The sequence below is a fragment of the Gracilibacillus caseinilyticus genome (genome assembly GCF_022919115.1).
GTDB classification, from domain to species: Bacteria; Bacillota; Bacilli; order Bacillales; family Amphibacillaceae; genus Gracilibacillus; species Gracilibacillus caseinilyticus.
In genome coordinates this window covers 1,586,975-1,606,592 of the sequence record NZ_CP095072.1, presented here as the reverse complement: position 1 = coordinate 1,606,592, position 19,618 = coordinate 1,586,975, and the positions used below count along the sequence as shown (strand labels likewise).

Annotated in this window: 20 protein-coding genes and 1 riboswitch; of the genes, 12 read left to right on the top strand and 8 right to left on the bottom strand. The window is 39.0% G+C overall.

Annotated elements, in window-relative coordinates; genetic code table 11:
* Window positions 1-25 precede the first annotated feature (25 nt).
* A complete protein-coding gene (gene pfkB / locus MUN88_RS07765) occupies window positions 26-952 on the bottom strand; it encodes a 1-phosphofructokinase (protein ID WP_244723005.1) in 927 nt (308 codons plus the stop codon).
* On the bottom strand, window positions 949-1,704 hold the full coding sequence (locus MUN88_RS07760) for a DeoR/GlpR family DNA-binding transcription regulator (RefSeq protein WP_244723002.1): 756 nt from the start codon (window positions 1,702-1,704) through the stop codon (window positions 949-951). The genes pfkB and MUN88_RS07760 overlap by 4 nt, the downstream gene beginning before the upstream one ends.
* Before the next feature lie 162 nt (window positions 1,705-1,866).
* Here MUN88_RS07760 and MUN88_RS07755 point away from each other — a divergent pair, with 162 nt between their 5' ends.
* The gene (locus tag MUN88_RS07755; RefSeq protein ID WP_244722999.1) at window positions 1,867-3,219 is read left to right on the top strand and encodes a hypothetical protein; all 1,353 of its coding nucleotides are present in this window, start codon (window positions 1,867-1,869) and stop codon (window positions 3,217-3,219) included.
* A 762-nt stretch (window positions 3,220-3,981) separates the two neighbouring features.
* On the opposite strand, the gene MUN88_RS07750 is transcribed toward MUN88_RS07755, so the two are convergent.
* Window positions 3,982-4,974, bottom strand: coding sequence for an iron-hydroxamate ABC transporter substrate-binding protein (locus MUN88_RS07750; protein WP_244722996.1), 993 nt, complete (start codon window positions 4,972-4,974; stop codon window positions 3,982-3,984).
* A gap of 183 nt (window positions 4,975-5,157) precedes the next feature.
* Here MUN88_RS07750 and MUN88_RS07745 point away from each other — a divergent pair, with 183 nt between their 5' ends.
* From MUN88_RS07745 to MUN88_RS07735, 3 genes are all read left to right on the top strand, one after another.
* Window positions 5,158-6,183, top strand: coding sequence for a FecCD family ABC transporter permease (locus tag MUN88_RS07745; protein WP_244722992.1), 1,026 nt, complete (start codon window positions 5,158-5,160; stop codon window positions 6,181-6,183).
* Window positions 6,183-7,178 (top strand): FecCD family ABC transporter permease, encoded by a 996-nt coding sequence (locus MUN88_RS07740; RefSeq protein ID WP_244722989.1) that lies wholly within the window; start codon window positions 6,183-6,185, stop codon window positions 7,176-7,178. Before MUN88_RS07745 ends, MUN88_RS07740 begins: the two co-directional genes overlap by 1 nt.
* Window positions 7,179-7,352: 174 nt before the next feature.
* Window positions 7,353-7,829 (top strand): DinB family protein, encoded by a 477-nt coding sequence (locus MUN88_RS07735; RefSeq protein WP_244722986.1) that lies wholly within the window; start codon window positions 7,353-7,355, stop codon window positions 7,827-7,829.
* Between the two features lie 37 nt (window positions 7,830-7,866).
* Here MUN88_RS07735 and queF read toward each other — a convergent pair whose 3' ends face one another.
* Window positions 7,867-8,274, bottom strand: a complete 408-nt coding sequence (queF, locus tag MUN88_RS07730) for a preQ(1) synthase (protein WP_244722984.1) — start codon at window positions 8,272-8,274, stop codon at window positions 7,867-7,869.
* Between the two features lie 244 nt (window positions 8,275-8,518).
* Here queF and MUN88_RS07725 point away from each other — a divergent pair, with 244 nt between their 5' ends.
* Window positions 8,519-9,016 (top strand): DUF4825 domain-containing protein, encoded by a 498-nt coding sequence (locus tag MUN88_RS07725; RefSeq protein WP_244722981.1) that lies wholly within the window; start codon window positions 8,519-8,521, stop codon window positions 9,014-9,016.
* Window positions 9,017-9,066: 50 nt separating this feature from the next.
* Window positions 9,067-9,603, top strand: coding sequence for a GNAT family N-acetyltransferase (locus MUN88_RS07720; RefSeq protein WP_244722979.1), 537 nt, complete (start codon window positions 9,067-9,069; stop codon window positions 9,601-9,603).
* Between the two features lie 124 nt (window positions 9,604-9,727).
* On the opposite strand, the gene serC is transcribed toward MUN88_RS07720, so the two are convergent.
* A complete protein-coding gene (serC, locus tag MUN88_RS07715; protein ID WP_244722976.1) occupies window positions 9,728-10,807 on the bottom strand; it encodes a 3-phosphoserine/phosphohydroxythreonine transaminase in 1,080 nt (359 codons plus the stop codon).
* 53 nt (window positions 10,808-10,860) lie between these two features.
* Window positions 10,861-10,941: riboswitch (ZMP/ZTP riboswitch) on the bottom strand.
* A 195-nt stretch (window positions 10,942-11,136) separates the two neighbouring features.
* Here serC and MUN88_RS07710 point away from each other — a divergent pair.
* The 3 genes from MUN88_RS07710 (at window position 11,137) to MUN88_RS07700 (ending at window position 13,649) form a co-directional block, all read left to right on the top strand.
* Window positions 11,137-11,847: an HAD family hydrolase gene (locus MUN88_RS07710; protein WP_244722973.1), complete on the top strand. Its 711-nt coding sequence runs from the start codon at window positions 11,137-11,139 to the stop codon at window positions 11,845-11,847.
* A gap of 102 nt (window positions 11,848-11,949) precedes the next feature.
* Entirely contained in the window at window positions 11,950-13,128 is a 1,179-nt protein-coding gene (locus tag MUN88_RS07705) for an MFS transporter (protein WP_244722970.1), read from the top strand.
* A 104-nt stretch (window positions 13,129-13,232) separates the two neighbouring features.
* Entirely contained in the window at window positions 13,233-13,649 is a 417-nt protein-coding gene (locus tag MUN88_RS07700) for a DUF4395 domain-containing protein (protein WP_244722967.1), read from the top strand.
* Between the two features lie 37 nt (window positions 13,650-13,686).
* Here MUN88_RS07700 and MUN88_RS07695 read toward each other — a convergent pair whose 3' ends face one another.
* On the bottom strand, window positions 13,687-14,409 hold the full coding sequence (locus MUN88_RS07695; protein ID WP_244722964.1) for a hypothetical protein: 723 nt from the start codon (window positions 14,407-14,409) through the stop codon (window positions 13,687-13,689).
* A gap of 118 nt (window positions 14,410-14,527) precedes the next feature.
* Window positions 14,528-15,262 (bottom strand): EcsC family protein, encoded by a 735-nt coding sequence (locus MUN88_RS07690; RefSeq protein WP_244722961.1) that lies wholly within the window; start codon window positions 15,260-15,262, stop codon window positions 14,528-14,530.
* Between the two features lie 125 nt (window positions 15,263-15,387).
* Between MUN88_RS07690 and MUN88_RS07685 the strand changes: the two genes are divergently transcribed.
* The 3 genes from MUN88_RS07685 to MUN88_RS07675 all read left to right on the top strand — a co-directional run bounded on the left by MUN88_RS07685 (window position 15,388) and on the right by MUN88_RS07675 (window position 18,209).
* Entirely contained in the window at window positions 15,388-16,116 is a 729-nt protein-coding gene (locus tag MUN88_RS07685) for a MerR family transcriptional regulator (RefSeq protein ID WP_369809960.1), read from the top strand.
* Between the two features lie 647 nt (window positions 16,117-16,763).
* A complete protein-coding gene (locus tag MUN88_RS07680; RefSeq protein WP_244722952.1) occupies window positions 16,764-17,489 on the top strand; it encodes a DUF421 domain-containing protein in 726 nt (241 codons plus the stop codon).
* A gap of 69 nt (window positions 17,490-17,558) precedes the next feature.
* On the top strand, window positions 17,559-18,209 hold the full coding sequence (locus MUN88_RS07675) for an SIMPL domain-containing protein (protein ID WP_244722949.1): 651 nt from the start codon (window positions 17,559-17,561) through the stop codon (window positions 18,207-18,209).
* Here MUN88_RS07675 and MUN88_RS07670 read toward each other — a convergent pair.
* Entirely contained in the window at window positions 18,193-19,302 is a 1,110-nt protein-coding gene (locus MUN88_RS07670; protein ID WP_244722946.1) for a GGDEF domain-containing protein, read from the bottom strand. The two genes, MUN88_RS07675 and MUN88_RS07670, sit on opposite strands and share 17 nt — an antisense overlap.
* Window positions 19,303-19,618 lie beyond the last annotated feature (316 nt).

Here is a 19,618-nt window from a genome sequence, read left to right as displayed (position 1 = left end):
CTTGAAGTGGGGGTATTACGGACGGTTAGCGCCGTGATAAATCTATTACTTCCACTTGTTGTAAGAGTACATCCGTTTCCGCTTTCGTACACAGTGTCTTAGAAAATGCGGTAGCACTGCCAGCAGCAATGGCATAAGCTGCAGCTTTCCGAGCATCTGTTGTTTCGTACCATTTGCAGATAAAACCCGCTACTGCTGAATCTCCTGCACCGACAGAATGAACGGCTTTACCCTTTGGTGCAAGGAGCTTGAATACACCGCTATCCCCTACATAGATGGCACCTGCTTTTGCCATGGATACTAAGACATGATTAATGCCGTAATCCTGATGCAGACGTTTTGCTAACTGGACAATATCATAATCATCACGAACTTCTTCATCAAACAAATCCGCTAGTTCATGATGGTTTGGCTTGATAAAAACAGGACTAGCCTGAATAGCTTCCTTTAACGGTGTGCCACTTGTATCTAATACTGCTATTGCTCCTTGTTCGTTCAGCAACGACACCATTTGACGATATACTGTTTTGGAAAGGGAATGTGGTAAACTGCCTGCCAGGACCACGATATCTCCCTCTTTTAATTGCTTTAGCTTGGCCAGTAATGCTTGATATTCTGCTTCTCCAATTGCTGGCGAAAGACCATTTACTTCTGTTTCATCCGTTTCTGTTTTTATTTTTATATTAATTCGAGTATCTTGCTGCAACTGAACAAAGTCATAAGGAATCTTCAATTCTGTTAAACTATCGGTGATAAATTTACCAGTAAACCCACCGACAAATCCTAGTGCTGTGGAGGACTGACCAAATTGATGAAGGACGCGTGACACGTTGATTCCTTTACCCCCTGCTTCTTTGTAATCATATTCGCTACGGTTGATTCCTCCTTGTTCGAAGGAATCCATCTTTACGACATAGTCAATTGCCGGATTTAATGTAATGGTATAAATCATATCTCTACTACCTCCAACGTTGATTGCTTGCGTATTTCTCTTAGCTGCTCTTGTGAGATACCATTCGTTGTGATAATGCTAACTTCTGAAAGCTGTGCCACATTTGCAAATGCAACTTCTCCAAATTTTGATGGATCTGCTAAAATATAACTCGCCTGTGATTGTGCAATGGCTGTCCGTTTCACACTTGCTTCCTCTGGATCTGGTGTTGTCAATCCTTGCTCAAGATGAATTCCATTGATCCCGAGAAAACATTTATCAAAATGAAATTCTTTAATTGCATCTACTGCTTTTGTACCAATCAATGCTGCCGTTCCCTTTTTCGCTTTTCCAGAAATGACATATGTCTCAATACCTCTCTCGGTTAAAAGCTGCACATGTGGGATACCATTTGTGACAACGACAACCTCCTTATTCTCCAAAAATGGAATTAATTCCATCGTGGAGGTTCCCGCATCAAGATACACCGTATCTCCTTGCTCAACAAAAGATGCTGCCCTTTGCGCAATCATGCTTTTTTCCTGCTGATGCCGTGTTGATTTTTCTAGTATAGTCGGCTCTTCCCTTGTCTTTTTTAAAAGAGATGCACCTCCATGTACACGTTTGATATATTGTTTTTTTTCTAACTCTGTTAAATCTCTACGGATCGTTGATTCAGAAGCATTGGCCGCTTCACAGAATTGTTTAACAGTCACGACTTCTTGTTTTTTCAAAAGGGATAGAATTAAATCTTGGCGTTCTATGGTCAACAAATGGATCATCCTTTATCTGTAAAATCACTTATTTGTTAATCGCTTACACTCAATATACAACCAAAAACAGTCATTGTCAATCACTTTCGATCAAAAACAATCAATCGTATGCAGGTAAATTATGTTATGCTAACTAGAGATTAAATGGAAAGAAGGGCTACTATGCCATATTTATTTTTGTTTTTAACAGCTGTTTTTACATTACATATCTTTTCTATCTTTTTCCCGAGTGATATTCTTGCCTATTGTTTAGGCGTACTTTCCTTCATTATGCTTTTGATCAGCTTCAAAAGAGCATCAAGGTTATTTCAAATACTTGGCGTTTTCTTTACAGTTGCGGGCATAGCCTTGTATTTTTCAGCTGATTTATCGGTCAATCAAGTGATTCCCTTGCTTGGGGATAACCTGTCGCTATTAACACTTCTGGCTGTTTTGCCATGGATGAACAGTATCGTAACTGCTGGCCGTTACGATCGGTTAATGCAGCACTTATTAAGAGGGAACGTCAAAGATTTAGGACAGCTTTATCAAAGAAGTACGACTACTATGATGTCTTTAACCGCATTCTTAAATGTATCTTCTGCTACCATTGCACAAGATGTATTAGTGGATAACTTGAAGCCCGTAGTAAAAAAGACTGCTAATAAGTTTATTATGATGACAACTTTAAGAGGCTATTCATTGGCATTACCCTGGAGTCCTTTAGAGGTATTGCTAGCTATGGGGATTTTTATCACAGGGGTAAGCTATACGACTTTGATGCCGTTAATGGTGTTGATCACCATTGTGATGTATGTATTAGACAGTGTATGGGGAAGACTTTATTTCAAAAAATATGCTTATCCAGTCCAAGAGCAAGCAAACGTCGGAAAGCAAAACGGTCAAAATCGGTCAAAAATTTTTCAATTAGTGGTTGCTTTATGTTCTTTTTTATTACTCGTTATTTTAATAGGGACTATTTTTGACGTGGAATTTATCGTCTCAGTTACCTTACTCGTTTTTCCTTTTGCCTCTTTATGGGCACTTGTAATTGGCAGATGGCAAAGCTTCTGGACTATCGGATGGAATCGATGGAAAAACAGCGTTAATCATATGGATAATTTCGTGGTGCTATTTATCACACTTGCTCTTTTTACCAATACCTTGAACGAATCACCCGCTTTATTGATGCTGCAGGACCCGATTATTTATGTATCCGATTATCCAATTTTGATTTTAATCATGATCCAACTCTTGTTTGTTATTTTAAGTATGTTCGGCGTCCATCCTGTCGCAACAATGGGGATTTTGAGCGGAATAAGTACGATGCTAATGGATATTCTCAGTCCGTTAAGTCTTGCTGTCAGCTTAATTATTGGCGGTGTATCTACAGTACCAATCGGAACTTATGGCCTGGTCGTCACCATTACATCCATGAGCCTGAAGCAAAGTCCGTATTATATCACTTATTACAATTTGATTTACTCGGCGGTATTCGGTGCACTTGGAATATTGTTGGCTTATATATGTATATAAGCCAGTTTTCCGCTGACCGAGCTTTTGTTGAATCATTGATAAATTCCTACCTAACTGAAGTATATAGCTACCTATAATACGGATTATGTAAAGTAGAACTGTAATAAGATGTGGTAATTTTGATAGTTAATAAATGCGTAGCAAAGCTCCGGAAATATGCTCCGCGTCCTGTGGGGCACGGCTTCAGCTAACTTAGGAAAGAAAATTCTTTTCTTTCCTAAGTGGATCTTCAGCTCGTGCTGATCCCACGGGAGTCTCCGCATATTTCCTACGCTTAAGGGAAGTGCTACAACTTATAGGACAGCTAAAAGCAGTGGTTCTAGGCATTATGTTATTCAAATGCTGTTATTTATGGAAATCAATATGCTAGCAATTCCTAAAGTTGTAGAGTACAAATCCTAGCGCAGGCCAATCACGTAGACTCCCGCGGGACGTGCAGGTGCTGAAGATCCACAAAGTCTGCACCTGTGTCTACAAGCATCGCTTCGAAGTAAGCTTCCTCGGTGCAAGGCAGCAAAAGAAGTAATTCGTGTAGTAGCCTAGCTTCAGCCGTGCCCCGCAGGACGCGAAGTGGTTGGCCGGAGCGGCATTATACCTCTAACTAGATTTCAATATGATTCAACGCTAGTTAACATAATCCGTATTATAAGAACCCATCCTTTATGAATCTTGAACACAATTCTCTATTCTATTTAATTAACGATGACTGTAACAATACTTTTCAAAAAAGCCGCTGCCTTCAAGGAGACAGCGGCTTTTTTATTATTCAACTAAATTTTCTAACGCGTCATCAATCATATGACTGTTAGCAATCGGCCCGGTATATAACCAGCTTGATTCTCGGCTGAATTCATATACACTACCATTTTTTACAGCGGGAATGTTCTGCCAGATTGACTCTTCTAACATGGCAGATCCTTCTTCTTGCTGACTGTTAATCAAAAAGATATGATCAGCTTTTAGTTCTGCTAGTTTCTCAAGAGAAATTTCAGACCAGTTTGCTGTTGTAGACTCAGAAATTTCTGATACTACATCTGGAGCAGTTAACCCTAAATCATTATATAATAAATCTCCACTAGATAAGTTTTCACTTACAATGTAGAACGTATCCGCGAATAGCCATAATGCCGCAACACTTTCATCACCAAGAGCAGATTGAATCTGTTCTTTTGCGTCTGCTGCTTTTGCTTCATACTCGTCTAATACTTCATTTGCTTTCTCTTCCATACCAAAAACGGTACCGATTGTTTTCAATTCTTCACGCCAGTCATTGTTTTCTTCTGAACCGACAACAAATGTTGGCGCAATTTTATTATATTGCTCGTATTTATTATCTTCTACCATGCTCGCTGAGTCCATGAGCAGTAGGTCTGGCTCGAAAGAAGTTACCGCTTCATATGGTAATTCACTTGGAATTGTAGGTACATCACCCAAATCACCTTGTAAATAACCTTGTACATCTGATCCATCTCTTACAGACCATTGTGCTACAGGCGTAATACCTAATGCCACCAGGTAATCCTCTAAGTAAGATGCAATAACGCGCTCAGGATTTGCCGGAATCTCTACTTCATGTCCCATCGCATCTGTAACTGTTCTTGTATCTGATTCAGATTCTTCTGTATTGGATTCCTCCGTATTGGAATCATCAGATGAATCTGTTGCACTATCATCCTCTTCACTACCACATGCTGCTAAGAATACTAATAAAGCAGCTATTAATAAAACAAGCCATTTGTTTTTTAGCTTTTCCATGTTGACATACATCCTCCTTCATACTATGTAGCATAAAACACTATTTTAAATGATAACAATTTTCATTTTCAATTACAAGAAAAATATAAAAAACATATATATTATCTTCTACTACCATTCCTTTTCTTTTTCCCTTATACTAGAATGATAACAGTTCTCACTATTAGTAAGGAGTATTATTCGATGGCAATTCGAACAGATAAACAAATACAATCAAGATCTTTTATAGCATTATTGATCATTTTCGGGGGAATTATACTTCTTCTTGCCGCTATGATTCTTTCGATAATATACGGTGCAGCAGATATTGACCTGCCTACAATATGGCAAAGTTTGACACAATTCGACCCCTCTCTGACTGCACACCAAATAATACGAAATTTGCGTATCCCACGTGGCTTAGCAGCGGCACTTGTCGGAGCATCACTTGCTGTTTCGGGTGCGATTATGCAAGGAATGACAAGAAACGCCTTGGCCTCCCCTTCTATCATGGGAGTAACAGCAGGGGCCAGCTTTATGATTGCAGTAGCAATGGCTGTTTCCTCACAGGTCACCACTATTTCTCTTGCCATTTGGGCTTTTGCTGGGGCTGGTTTAGGTGCTGGAATCGTTTTTGGTGTTGGAACAATTTCTAAAAGTGGCCTTACACCAGTAAAATTGGCGTTAGCAGGAACAGCAGTAACCTCGATGTTAAGCGCGCTTTCTTCCGGAATTGCGATTCATTTTAATATTGCAAAGGATATGAGCTTTTGGTACGCAGGAGGCGTTGCAAGTGTCCAATGGGTACATGTGAAATTATTAGCTCCTATCGTCATTATAGGCCTTATCCTTGCATTGTTATTATCGAAATCTATCACCGTATTAAATTTAGGTGAGGATGTAGCAAGAGGACTTGGGCAACGAACCGTTTTAACCAAAACAGTTGCCACCATTGTCGTACTTTTATTAACTGGTGCTGCTGTATCAGTGGCTGGAACGGTTGGCTTTATCGGACTTGTCATCCCGCACATTACTCGGTTTCTAGTCGGAGTAAAATATCAGTGGATTATACCCGCTGCAGCTGTTTTGGGTGCTCTCTTGCTCGTTTTAGCAGATACAGCCTCCCGCATGGTCAATCCACCTTTTGAAACTCCTGTTGGTACAATGACAGCGTTAGTAGGGGTACCCTTCTTCCTCTATCTTGCTAGACGTGAAGGGAGAGGAATGTAATGATATCTAAGACAAAAAGAACGAGTTTTTGGCTATTAGGATTGACGATTGGCCTTATTGCAACGATTTTACTTAGTTTAAACCTCGGCACAATGAGTGTTTCACCGATAGATGTATGGAAAACAATGATTGGACAAGGTACGGATCAAAATCAACTTGTCTTATTTGATTTCCGCTTACCTCGTATTGTGATTGCATTACTGATTGGGGCAGGAATGGCTATTTCAGGCGCTATCTTACAAGGGGTGACGCACAATGATTTAGCTGACCCTGGTATCCTTGGGATTAATAGTGGTGCTGGATTTGCGGTAGTCTTGTTTATTTATTTAACACAAAACAACCTTACGTCCACTGTTTTCATCTTGCCGCTGGCAGCGCTAGGAGGCGCCGTACTGGCAGCCGCCTTAATCTATCTGATATCATGGAAGAATGGGGTATCCCCGATCCGATTAATTCTTGTCGGGATTGGAATAAATGCCGCTTTTTCCGCACTAATTATTGTGTTCCAATTAAAAATGGATCCCGATGATTTTACCAAAGCACAAATTTGGTTAACCGGAAACATAGCTGGCACTGACTGGAGCTATACGTTAGCACTTCTTCCTTGGATTCTAATTCTGCTGCCAATCGCTTTTTTTAAAGCGGGCACATTAGATGCACTGCATTTAGGAGACGAAACAGCCCAAGGGCTTGGTACTAACGTGGAAAAAGAGCGGATATTTTTACTTGTGATTGCCGTCGCACTCGCAGGTGCCAGTGTGGCAGTTGGAGGAGCGATAGCATTCCTTGGTCTTGTCATCCCTCATTTAGCACGAAAATTAGTGGGAGCGCGGCACCATCATATGCTGATCACATCAGCCCTTTTGGGTGCTCTTCTTTTGCTGGTGGCAGATACGATAGGAAGAAACATTCTTTCCCCTTCAGAAATTCCGGTTGGGATTATTGTCTCGTTAATCGGAGGAAGTTATTTTGTGTACTTATTGATGAAGTCATAAAGTGAGACTTCAATCAGTGGGGGTTTTGACCCCTACTGATTGCTAGCAAAACTTATCAGGAAGTTATCGTCCGTTTATCCCCCACTTAGCTTCTTATTTATCTCTCGAATCTTGAAGTGGGGGTATTACGGACGGTTAGCGCCGTGATAAACTATTTTAATAGGAGTGATGAACATGTATCGTAAGGTATCTGATTTTATTGCTGATTGGAAAAATGCTCAGCAAGGGACGGTTCAAGTGTTAGAGTCATTATCAGATGAAAAGCTCAATCAAGCGATTGTAGAAGGCCATAGCACACTTGGCTGGCTTGGTTGGCATTTAGCAACATCTCCAGCATTTTTTGCAAGCATCGTAGGTTTAAAAGTACAAGGCGGTGACCCTAAACAAGTACCTGAAAAAGCGGAAGAAATCGTTGCTGCTTACAAACAAATGACAGATGACATACAACAGCAAGCAGAAACTCATTTGACCGATGACCAATTAAGTGAAGAATTTGAAAGCTTTGCTGGCAAGACGACACGCGGCAACATGCTTCGTGCATTGATTGATCATCAAACACATCACCGTGGACAAATGACGGTTCTGCTTCGCCAGGCAGATTTACCTGTTCCTGGAGTTATGGGACCAACTCAAGAGCAAAGTAACTCCTAATTGAAACCGGCACTTCATCTAGAAGTGCCGGTTCTTTTTATCCTTGATATTCTCTCAACGCTTCAGTAGTTAATTCAATACCCCCACGCGCCGTTTGATAAACGGTAACTTTGACAGTTTCAGCCTCTATTGCCCACATAATATCATCTGCGATTTGTGCTGCCAATGATTCACAAAATGCGCCATGATCACGAAACGACCATAAGTAAAATTTCATTGACTTCGATTCAATACACTTATGACGCGGTGTATACGAAATTTCCACCTTACCGAAATCCGGCTGTCCCGTTTTCGGACACACTGCTGTAAACTCCAAAGCACGGAAAGTAATATTCTGTACATTCGGTGCATCAAAAGCCTCTTGCTTTAATACTGATCTTCCTTCATCTACACTGCTCGGACGCGGCATTGGACCGGAACGTGGTAAATAATAATTCTCTGACATCCGATATTCCCCCTAGTTTTGGTTAAGCAGGATGGTTGCGAACTGCTCATTTTTCTATTCAAAAATGTATTATACCAAAAGCCTCATCAAAATAGCAACCCACAAAAACAGTGGGCTTAAGTACTTGTTTAACCTGACTGTTTTTTGATCGGAATAACATGATTGTCATTTTATGTTAATATGTATGTATGGTCTCTAATTAAAATACCATTTGGACCTAATCAAATTTAAGGAGTGATGACAAATGAAATCATCTACAAAATACCTTCTCATTTTCTTTTTAACAGTCTGTGTATTCACTGGATGCAGTACTAATAAGGAGGTACAAAGTCAATCAAATATTTTTACATATAATAACTCTTTAATAGGTGATAACAGCGCCGTTATTTCGATCATTAAACATTTACAACACAACAAGGAATTTAAAGAAATTTCTCTGCAAACAAAGGAAGAGCCATATGGAATGACTATTACCTACAACGAAATAAAAGCAACAGAGATAGAAAAGGAATATAAAGAAACAGCGATTTATAATGCTACTTTTCTATTTGCTTTAATTGAAAATGCTGAATGGGTTACTTTTGATTTTGGAGGCGAAAACTATCAATATAAAATAACTAAGGAAGAATTACAAAAGTGGTACGGTAAGCTATTAAGTGATTTTACCAATGAAGAAGAAATAAAGAACCTTGTGCAAAAACAATTGAAAGATGTTAATAAGATTAATCAATTATTCAGGTAATAGTTTATCTCAACTAAAATAAAGAGTAATAAAAAAAAGGGGACATAAAAATGATTGAATTACATTTTTTCGATCGTTCCGATTTTCAACAGCTGATCAATTGGATCGAAACACCAGCATTTCTACTCCAATGGGGAGGTCCACAATTCCGGTTCCCCCTTAATGAACAACAATTAGAAAGCTACATAAAAGGGGCTAACAAGGAAAAATCTCATACTTATGTTTATAGTGTTAAAGACAAAGAATCGGGTAAAGTCATTGGACATATTTCGTTAGGAAACGTTGACAGAGAAAATAAATCAGCAAGAATTGGTAAAGTATTAATTGGTGATCGAGGCATAAGAGGAAAAGGTATAGGACAACAAATCATAACCGAAATTCTTACGATAGCATTTACTGAATTGCATTTACACAGGGTCAGCCTCGGCGTCTTTTCCTTTAATTCCTCCGCCATTGCCTGTTATGAAAAGGCAGGCTTTATAAAAGAAGGGCTACACAGAGACGCTCGCAAAATCGGAAACGAGTACTGGAGCTTGTGGGAAATGAGTATTCTCGAGAATGAATGGCCTACGAAACATAAAAGTTAAGAGAACCCATCTTCATGTTCCAGCATGATTACTTTCTATGACTGTACTTATATACATTCTTTGCTCATAAAACGAAAATGCCCGGATTTTATAGCCGGGCATTCTTGTTTGTTACATATAAAGTCTACTGATGATCTGCCGCAAATTTCTTCATGAACGCAATTAAATCTTCGACGCCTTCCACTGGCATTGCGTTATAAATACTTGCGCGCATACCACCGACGGAGCGATGTCCCTTTAATGTTTCTAACCCTTCCTGCTGAGCTGCTTTCACGAATTCGCCATCGAGATCTCGTCCAGGAATGATGAATGGAATATTCATGATCGAACGACTTTCTTCTTTTACAGGTGAGCTATAAAAATCAGAAGCAGCAATATAATCATACAACATGGCTGCTTTCTTCTCATTCCTTGCCTGCATTGCTTGTAATCCACCTAAATCTTTTAACCATTCAAAAACTAGCTTGGCAATATAAATACCATAGGTAGGCGGTGTATTATAAAGTGAGTCACTGTCACTATGTGTTTGATAATCAAGCATGGTCGGACATTGTGGTGCAGCATTTCCAATTAAATCGTCACGCACAATTACGACAGTTAAGCCTGCTGGACCAATATTTTTTTGGGCACCTGCATAAATCAATCCGAACTTAGATACATCGATTTCTTCAGATAAAATATTAGAAGACATGTCTGCTACCAACGGTACATTTCCGGTATCCGGAATCTCATGGAATGCGGTACCTTCAATCGTGTTATTCGTTGTAATGTGAACATAATCCGCTTCCGGATCAATCATATCTTTATGAATAGCAGGAATATAAGTGAAATTATCATCCTCTGATGAGGCAATCACGTTTACATCGAGATATTTCTTTGCTTCTTTAATTGCCTTTTTGGACCAAGATCCTGTGTTAACAAAATCCGCTTTACCATTTTTCATTAAATTAAGAGGTACAGCAGCGAATTGCTGGGATGCCCCCCCTTGAACAAATAACACTTTATAATTATCAGGAATATTCATTAATTCACGCAAAAGCTTTTCAGCATTTGTAATAATATCTGTGAAAAGTCCAGAGCGATGACTAAGCTCCATGACTGACATTCCAGACCCTTGATAATCCGGCAGCTCTGCTTGTGCTTTTTCTAATACGGCTAACGGCAGCATTGATGGACCAGCTGAAAAATTGTGTACTCGTTTCATCTAACCACACTCCTCAATTAATAGTAAATAGAAAGAGGTAAGGACTGTATCCTTACCTTTGCCCAGGCGAGCGGCTTCGATACTATGTGCTCCCTTACGGTTATTCCGCATCCTCGCCAGTTACACATAGCCATGTTATTTGTGAAAATTATAACAATATTCCCCTGACATTTCAATTGAAATTTGTCTTAAAGTTTTGTTAAATTCGACTAATTTATTGCATTACACATGACTACTTTTTAATTTTACCAAAATCGTAACAGCTTCTCTGTTCAAAGTGTGGTAGAATAACAGGATGAGATTAACGAGCCAGGAAGAGGAAGGATAGTATGCAAACCATTATTTTCGATGTGGATGATACCTTATATGATCAGCTGCAACCATTTCATAAAGCAGTTCACCAGCATTTAAGTGAGTCCTTTTCTGATAACGATATGACGTTGTTATATAAAACGAGCAGAAAATACAGTGATGAAGTATTTGAACAGTATATGAACGGAGAAATCACTGCTCTTGAATTACAAACTTACCGGATCATGAAAGCATGTGAAGAATTTGGCATCCATTTACCATATGAACAAGCTGTACTCTTTCAAGAAACATATTTAGCAGAATTGCAAAAGATTCAATTATTCGAACCGATGGAACAATTATTGGACAAGCTTTTCCATCACAAAAAGCAATTAGCCATACTTACAAACGGGGAATCGGCCCACCAACGCATGAAAGTAGCACAATTGGGGTTAAACAAGTGGATACCTGACGATCATATATTTGTGTCAGGAGAAATCGGCCACTCGAAACCAAGTTCGAAAGTTTTTGAATATATTGAAAACAAACTTAAGTTACGCAAACAGGAAACCATTTACATTGGCGATTCCTTTGAACATGATATCACCGGTGCCAAACATGCTGGCTGGCAGGCAATATGGTTGAATCACCGTCTGCGAAAAGCTTCAAATCAGAGCATTAAAGCGGATTATGTGTTGGAACATCCGAACGATATTTTAAAAACTGCCAGCAGCTGGTACTCCACATAATGACGGATTGCTGGATTTCACCATTTTAGAAACAGGTATGACATTTATAGCGAGTGGCATAATCCCACTTAGATTATGCCCTTTCATTTTGGAGTGATAATTATGAAGTCGAAAAAAGTTTTAGCCGTATTATTCCTCGTCATGTTTTTTGTAATGGTCGGTTTCGGGATCATCATTCCGGTACTGCCATTTTATGCAGAGGAATTAGGGGCTTCTCCATTAGCACTAGGACTGCTAATGGCAACCTATTCCGTCATGCAATTCCTCTTTTCTCCTATGTGGGGAAGAGTATCCGATAAAATCGGGAGAAAACCGGTATTATTAATTGGGATTGCAGGTTTAGCGTTATCATTTTTCTTATTAGCAACTGCTAATCACTTATGGATGTTATTTGCTGCCCGTATTATTGGTGGCTTACTATCATCCGCTAATATGCCTACAGTAACAGCCTATGTAGCTGATATCACCACCGAAGAAGATCGTGGTAAAGGAATGGGGATAATTGGGGCAGCTGTTGGTCTTGGCTTTATCTTTGGCCCAGCAATTGGTGGTGTATTTTCCAGTGGGAATCTGAATATTCCATTTTATTTATCTGGCATTTCTTCCTTAATTACCTTTGCCTTAGTGGCGATTGTCCTTAAAGAAACACGAACAGAAAAGGCGGAACAAACTACTGCAGCAACCAAACGGAGATCCTTCCTAAAAGCATTAAAAACACCGATGGCATACTTGTATGTGTTGCAATGGTTTGTGTCCGTTTCTCTCGCAGGTCTAGAAGCAACCTTTGCTTATTTTGCTTTTGACCGAGCAGGACTAGGAACAGTAGAGCTTGGCTATATCTTTATGATTATGGGACTCGCAGGCGCTATCGTACAAGGTGGATTAGTGGGACAAATGACCAAAAAATTGGGCGAAGGAAAAGTGATTCAAATCGGTGTCGTCGTTTCTGCTATCGGTTTTGCACTGATTTTATTTGTGCAAGACTTCCTTACAGCAGCAATATTTTTAACCGTATTTGGACTAGGAAACGGATTGATTCGACCAAGCGTGTCTTCGCTTTTGACAAAAAAAGCAACATCAGGGTATGGGGAAGTAACCGGTATGCTTTCCTCGTTTGACTCGTTAGGGCGCATTATCGGACCACCACTTGGAGGATTACTGTATGGTATAGCGATAATTTTGCCATACGTTTCTGGAATTATCCTGTCAGTGCTAGCCCTAGGCATCTATTATTTATATTTACGTCAGAATGAAAACAATTCTGCATTGGCACATCATTGAATGAAGTAGACACTGGTATCTAACCATACTGGTGTCTATTTTACACACCCCTTATTCAGAGTTGTTAATATGTATAATAAGAATAGAAGAAACGAGGTAAACCTATGCCCATTCCTAAACCACTTGTTCAATTCAATCAATCATTTATTCTCGTCACTGTCCTTAGCGGTATATTCATACAACCACTCCTACTCGTCTTACCTTTCATCACAGGGCTTATCACATTAATAAACAAAAAGAATCCTATCATTTTGTTAGGCAAACCATTCTTAAGAAAACCAGCTGCATCCTATCCGCTAGAAGACAAAGCACAACAACTGTTTAATCAATGGATTGCTACTATCTGTATTGGGCTTGCACTCATTAGTTTTTCGATAGGAATCGATTGGCTGGCATATCTTTTCTGTGTAATGGTCGCACTGGCATCAGGTCTTGCATTAGCTGGTTACTGTATTGGATGTACGATTCGTTATCGTTATATGATGTGGAAACATAAACAAAAAACAAGTCATCAAGGTTAAGACTCTTTTCCCATGAAGGCATAAGAGCCTTTTTTTCTTATGTTCGATTATTCAAAGAAATGGCTTCGACTTTCAATAAGGAAGAGAAGATACGGACAAACACTTGATAGTGGTCTGATTCATTGCAGAGTTCCTCCAAATAATGACGTAAATGGAGTGCAATATCTTCTCGTGTACGGATATCGAATTCATAGAATGGGACAATAGGAAAATATAAGTCGTCACAAAAGGGAAGTAAGATGCCAGCAACAATTGATCCTTGCTTTGGAGGCTGGTGTGCTGGTATTGGGAGGAAAATTTCTACGGTTTTCTCTGTTTCGATTTCAACTGCTACAAATCCGTTCTTACCTATCTGATTTCCAATAAAGTAATAAGTTGGAACAGCTTCATACCACTTCATAAACCATGATTTCAAAACTGGCCAATCCTGAAAATATTCATTATTATGAGTGATAAATTGATGAAAATGAGTGAAGGAAGGCTCTAGCGCTTGTTCATAGAGGAGGCGCCACCAAAATAGATTCTCAAGAACTGGTTCATATTTATCTGGTGGAACATCACAATCATTTGCAAATTCAAGAAATCCAGGTTCCAATTGTTCGTAAAATGACTCGTACGTTTCTCTCGCAAATTTTAAATATACATGTACTAATAACTGATGGCGGAGTTCTTCTGACATAGATTCATTATGATGATATTCAACCAGTGGCCCCTTTCTCCGGGAAAGACGCACAACATCATTCGAGTCGTCTTTATTCATTTACTTCATCCTCTCTCCAACAAGTAACTTACTATACTATATATTCGAGATGAAACGGCAATATCCTGCAAAAAATCCCAAAAATTTTACATAGTAACCTTGGATATTACGTCACGAGTTAACCTTTCTCCAATGGTAATTCCTGATCAGGCAGTACACGAAGTCGATAGCAATTCTTAGCCGTTTTGCCTAATTGATCTAAAAGGTTATAGTTAGCATAGGCTCCAACGATCGCTCCTAATCCGGGAACCATCTGCAGCATTTTCACCAGATCAATATAGTCCCTATACTCCTGCTGAAAGACTCGCCAGTCCATATCGACCATACGTGCCTTCTCCTCTTCCCAATTCTTTAAAATATGATAAACCTCTCGACGTTTATCATCATTCGAAAAGGCAAGTTGGAAAACATGTAGTATATAGAGCCGCTCTTCATAACTAGAAGTATCAAATCCGTAAATAGCTGCTACTTCAAATAAATATTTCATTTTAATAGACAATAACAAGGGAAAATCTGCAAGACCGAGCAAGATGCCCCCGGCTCCAGTTCCTGCTCCTTCGAGCATTGCTGTTTTACGGTAACTAACTAATTTTTGATCAACCAATGTTTCCATTTCTTCTAATGATAAACCAGCGTATCGTTTTTTATTTGTGGTAAAATCAGAACCAACCAGAGTCGTTTTCACCATATGTTTTATCGCTTCCGTCATTACTTGATGTGCTTTATCTGGTATATAGCCATTGATTTTATTCTGTGCTTTTTTGGATAACTGCTGGAATCTGCTTCTGTTTTTCAATAGTTGTAATTCCCAGTTAAGCATCTCCTGATAGGCGCGTTGTTCATATTGCTTCATGTTTGCCCACACTCCATTCTTTGCTCTTATTCTTCATGTACGATCGATCATGCAAACAAGTTTCAAATACCGCTTGACTCTCACGTTACGTTATAGCATATCCTTAAATCGAAAGGGTGATAAGTATGAAAGTAAAAGAAGTTGCGGAACTCACAGGGGTCAGTGTTCGTACCTTACATCATTATGATCAGATCGGCCTTCTATCCCCTGCCAAATCTGCAGAAAGTGGCTATCGAATATATACGGAAGGAGATTTAAACACCCTTCAGCAAATTCTGTTTTTTCGAGCATTAGATTTTCCCTTAAAAAAAATAAAAACAATTATGACAAGTGACGACTACGACCGACTTGAGGCATTAGAAATGCAACGGGACATGCTTATCAGCAAACGGGAAAACATTGAAACGATGCTAGAAACGATTAATAAAACGATTAAAAGTGAGAAAGGAGCATATCAAATGAGCAAAAAAGATAAATTTGAAGGATTTGATTTCAGTCATAATCCGTATGAAAAAGAGGCAAGAGAACGTTGGGGAGATCAAAAAGTTAATGAAGCGAATCAAAAAGCTGCGGGTATGACAAAAGCTACACAGGAAGAAATGAACAACATTTATTGGGAACTGGCATCGATCCGTGATCAGGAGCCTGCATCCGATCAGGCGCAAGCCGCCATTAAAAAGTGGTATGATTTCCTCAATCAGCATTTCTCTACTTATTCCGTCGAAGCATTCCAAGGACTTGGCAGAATGTATGTAGCAGATGAGCGTTTCACAAAGAACATTGATCAATTCGGCGAAGGACTTGCCAAATTCATGAGCGAGGCGATGGAAGTGTTTGGAGAACAAAGAAAATAAGTAAACGAAAGCAACAACTCGAACCTTAGGAAAAATACTTTATTTCAATTTAATAATTTCGACATTTCTAAAGTGCTATGCAAAGCTCAAAATATGCCTCGCGCGCCCTGTGGGGACGGGCACAAATAGGTTTCTACTTGAACAAACTTCTTCGCTTACTTGTGCCGAGGAAGCCCCATCGAAGCGGTAATAGAAGACACAGGCACATCACCGCGGAATCTTCACACGCGATTTGAACCACGAAAATCCCCGCATATCTCTACGCTTAAGGGGCGTTCTACAACGATTGGCTAAAAGTAGCAGTGCTAAGCATAAAATATTTGAGTTAGAAGTTCCTGTTATAGAATGGTCAATTGGGGATATATCAATATGTTAATTCTTGATCAGTTGAAGCGTCCATACTTTAGCACAGGCCAACCACATAGACTGCCGCGGGATCAGTGCGAGTTAAAGGTCCACTTTTTCTCGCTTATGCAAAAAGACAATTCGCAGCATTTCTTTACAGCATCAAAAAAGCCGAACATAACAGATTGTTATGCTCGGCTTTTATTTGCCTAATAATCTTTTATCACAGACTCTTTTTATACATGTAATCAAAATGCATGGGAATAGTAAAACATATGGAGAAGAAGATCGGAGGTTCCAATATGCTAGCACCGCTATCGGATTTGTTACTGATTATCGGCAGAATTGTTACGATACTTCCTTTGCTGTTAATGGTCACCTTGTTCATGGGAAAAAGAGCTATTGGCGAGTTACCTGTGTTTGATTTCTTAGTAATTATTACTCTCGCCTCTGTCGTAGGTGCCGATATTGCAGATCCAAACATTCAACATATCCCTACTACTATCGCCATTATCGCCATCGGAGTTTTACAAAAAATTGTTTCCCATTTAAAATTAGCAAATCGGACAATTGGTAAGCTGTTGACCTTTGAACCAACAGTCGTCATTTATCAAGGGGCGTTCCTGCCGAAAAACTTAAAGAAAATCGGTTATTCCATTGATAATATTCTGCAAATGCTCCGAGATAAAGAGGTATTTGACGTTAGTGATGTTGAATTAGCATTGGTAGAGGCAAATGGTTCACTCAGTGTACTCAAAAAGGCAGAAAAAACTACATTAACCAGAAAAGATTTACAACTGAAAAATACAGATACCAGCATCTCGTACCCAATTATTATAGAAGGAAAGGTCGTTACGAGCATGTTAAACACGAGAAATTTAAATGAACAATGGTTAGAAACCGAACTAAAAAAATGGGACATTACAAAAACAAAAGAAGTATTTTTTGCATCAGTCAATTCAAATAATCAACTCCACATCTCCCTTTACGATGATCAATATCTTGATGTTCCCCCCATGGAGCATTAAATGCCGCGCATGATTCCACTCCCTCTTGCATATTTTCTAATGGAAGAATACTAGCAGGAGGGGATAGCAATGCGCGATTCACATAATTACTCACACGCAGGGCGCAACATCACTGTTTCTGGAAAAGGTATGGTCAAAGCAACACCTGATCTGGCCATGATAGACCTAAGCGTCGTAACCGAAAACAAAGATGCTTTGACGGCACAACAGGAGAATGCCCGTATCTCTCAGCAAGTAATTACAGCGCTTGTTGGCAGTGGCATTCCTCGTGAACAAATACAAACAACAGATTACTCGGTATTACCACAATATGATTATCAAAATAACACCCAGCAATTGACGGGATACCGGGTCATCCATACGTTCTCCGTTTCAACAGGTGTCAACCAGGTTGGTGCCGTTATCGATATCGCCACTAAGAATGGAGTAAACCAAGTACGCAACATCTCGTTGACTGTGAGCAATCAAACATACTATTACCAGGAAGCTATCAGGCGAGCCATTCAACATGCCTGTACAACGGCTCAAACGATAGCACAGTGCTTCCAAGTCACATTAGATGCAGCACCATATTACGTATTAGAACAATCAACCAACTCTTCTCCTGTTCTTTTCAAAACGTATGCTACCGCGGAAACAAACACTGCTGCAACACCCATTCAGCCTGGCCAGTTAGAAATCGAAGCAGATGTCAAAATTCAATTCAGTTATTCATGTTAATGAGCTGATTTCCAATCACTTGGTTTTTGCCGCTTCCTTTTGCCTGATAAAGTAATTCATCCGTTTCTTTAAAGAATTGATCTTTTGTCATGGATTCCGCTAATCCACAAAATCCGATACTGATGGTAATATGTTCGTTTAATTCTTGATGATATTGTGATGCGATATATAGCCTGATATTTTCAATGATTTGATAGGATTCCTCCATTTCTTTATTCGTCAGCAATACAGCAAACTCCTCTCCTCCATATCGTGCCACAATATCATCTTCCGTCAGTTGGTCAGAGATCGCATGTGCCACTCGTTTTAATACAATGTCACCAACATCATGACCATAATGATCATTAATCATTTTAAAACTATCGATATCAATTAAGGCTAACTGCAATGGCATTGCTTGAGAAATGCTTTGTTCATACAAGAAATCCAGATATTCATGAAATGTATTATGATTATATAGACCTGTAAGTAAATCTGTTTTTGATAATCGCTCCATCACCGTACTCTTAACAATCAGTGCTTTTTCTTTTTCAGCAGCGCGGTTTAAAAAGTCAAGTACTTCCGTTCCTCTGTCCAATATAATTTGATAAATCAGAAAACCCGCCAGTAAAACAAAATGATAGCTGAAATATTCATAGATAGTAGAATATTGCCTTATGTCAGGAACAGCATATAAAGCAGTGAGGGTGATGAAATTGAATGCAAAACTGAACTGAAGCAGCTTTTTATCAAAATAAATTAATATAACAGCCATCGCTATCAAGAATATAACTTTTAATCCTGATACATTGGGATGGACTGCTACAACAACGAGTGCAATTAGTGTCCCGATCGTGGTGATAAAATAGGAGCTGTACACTTTTTTCACTTTGATTAAATAGTGAGCAAACAGTAAGATTGCCGTTTGGATGTATGAGGGAATAACTAGTTTATACAGGATAAAGGTTTCTACATAGGTGGGCTCATAAAAAATGGTAATCAGTAAACCTAAAGTCTGTCCCACAATAACCATCAACACTAGCAACCAATATACACGCAAAATCTTTTCTACCCATAACTTATCATTTGAGAGTATTGGTTTAAATTTCACCATTTCCATTCCATCCTTGTACTAGATTTTTTACACATGTCATCGCTGTGAAGTAATATATTTTTCTATAACTATATTCATATACACCTATTATTATACACCTTTTTTAGGACTAAAAACCCATATTTTTCAAATTTTCCATTAATTTTTATCATCCTATATACCAATAGTTATATCAATAAATGTATGGCTTCAATGGATGTATTGACCAGTTGGTATAAAACCATTGACATTACTTTACTGAATTTACTTTTCTAACAAGTAGTTTAATGAGATGTTTCAAAACTGTTTGCAAAATAAATGTTTAATAACCATTGAC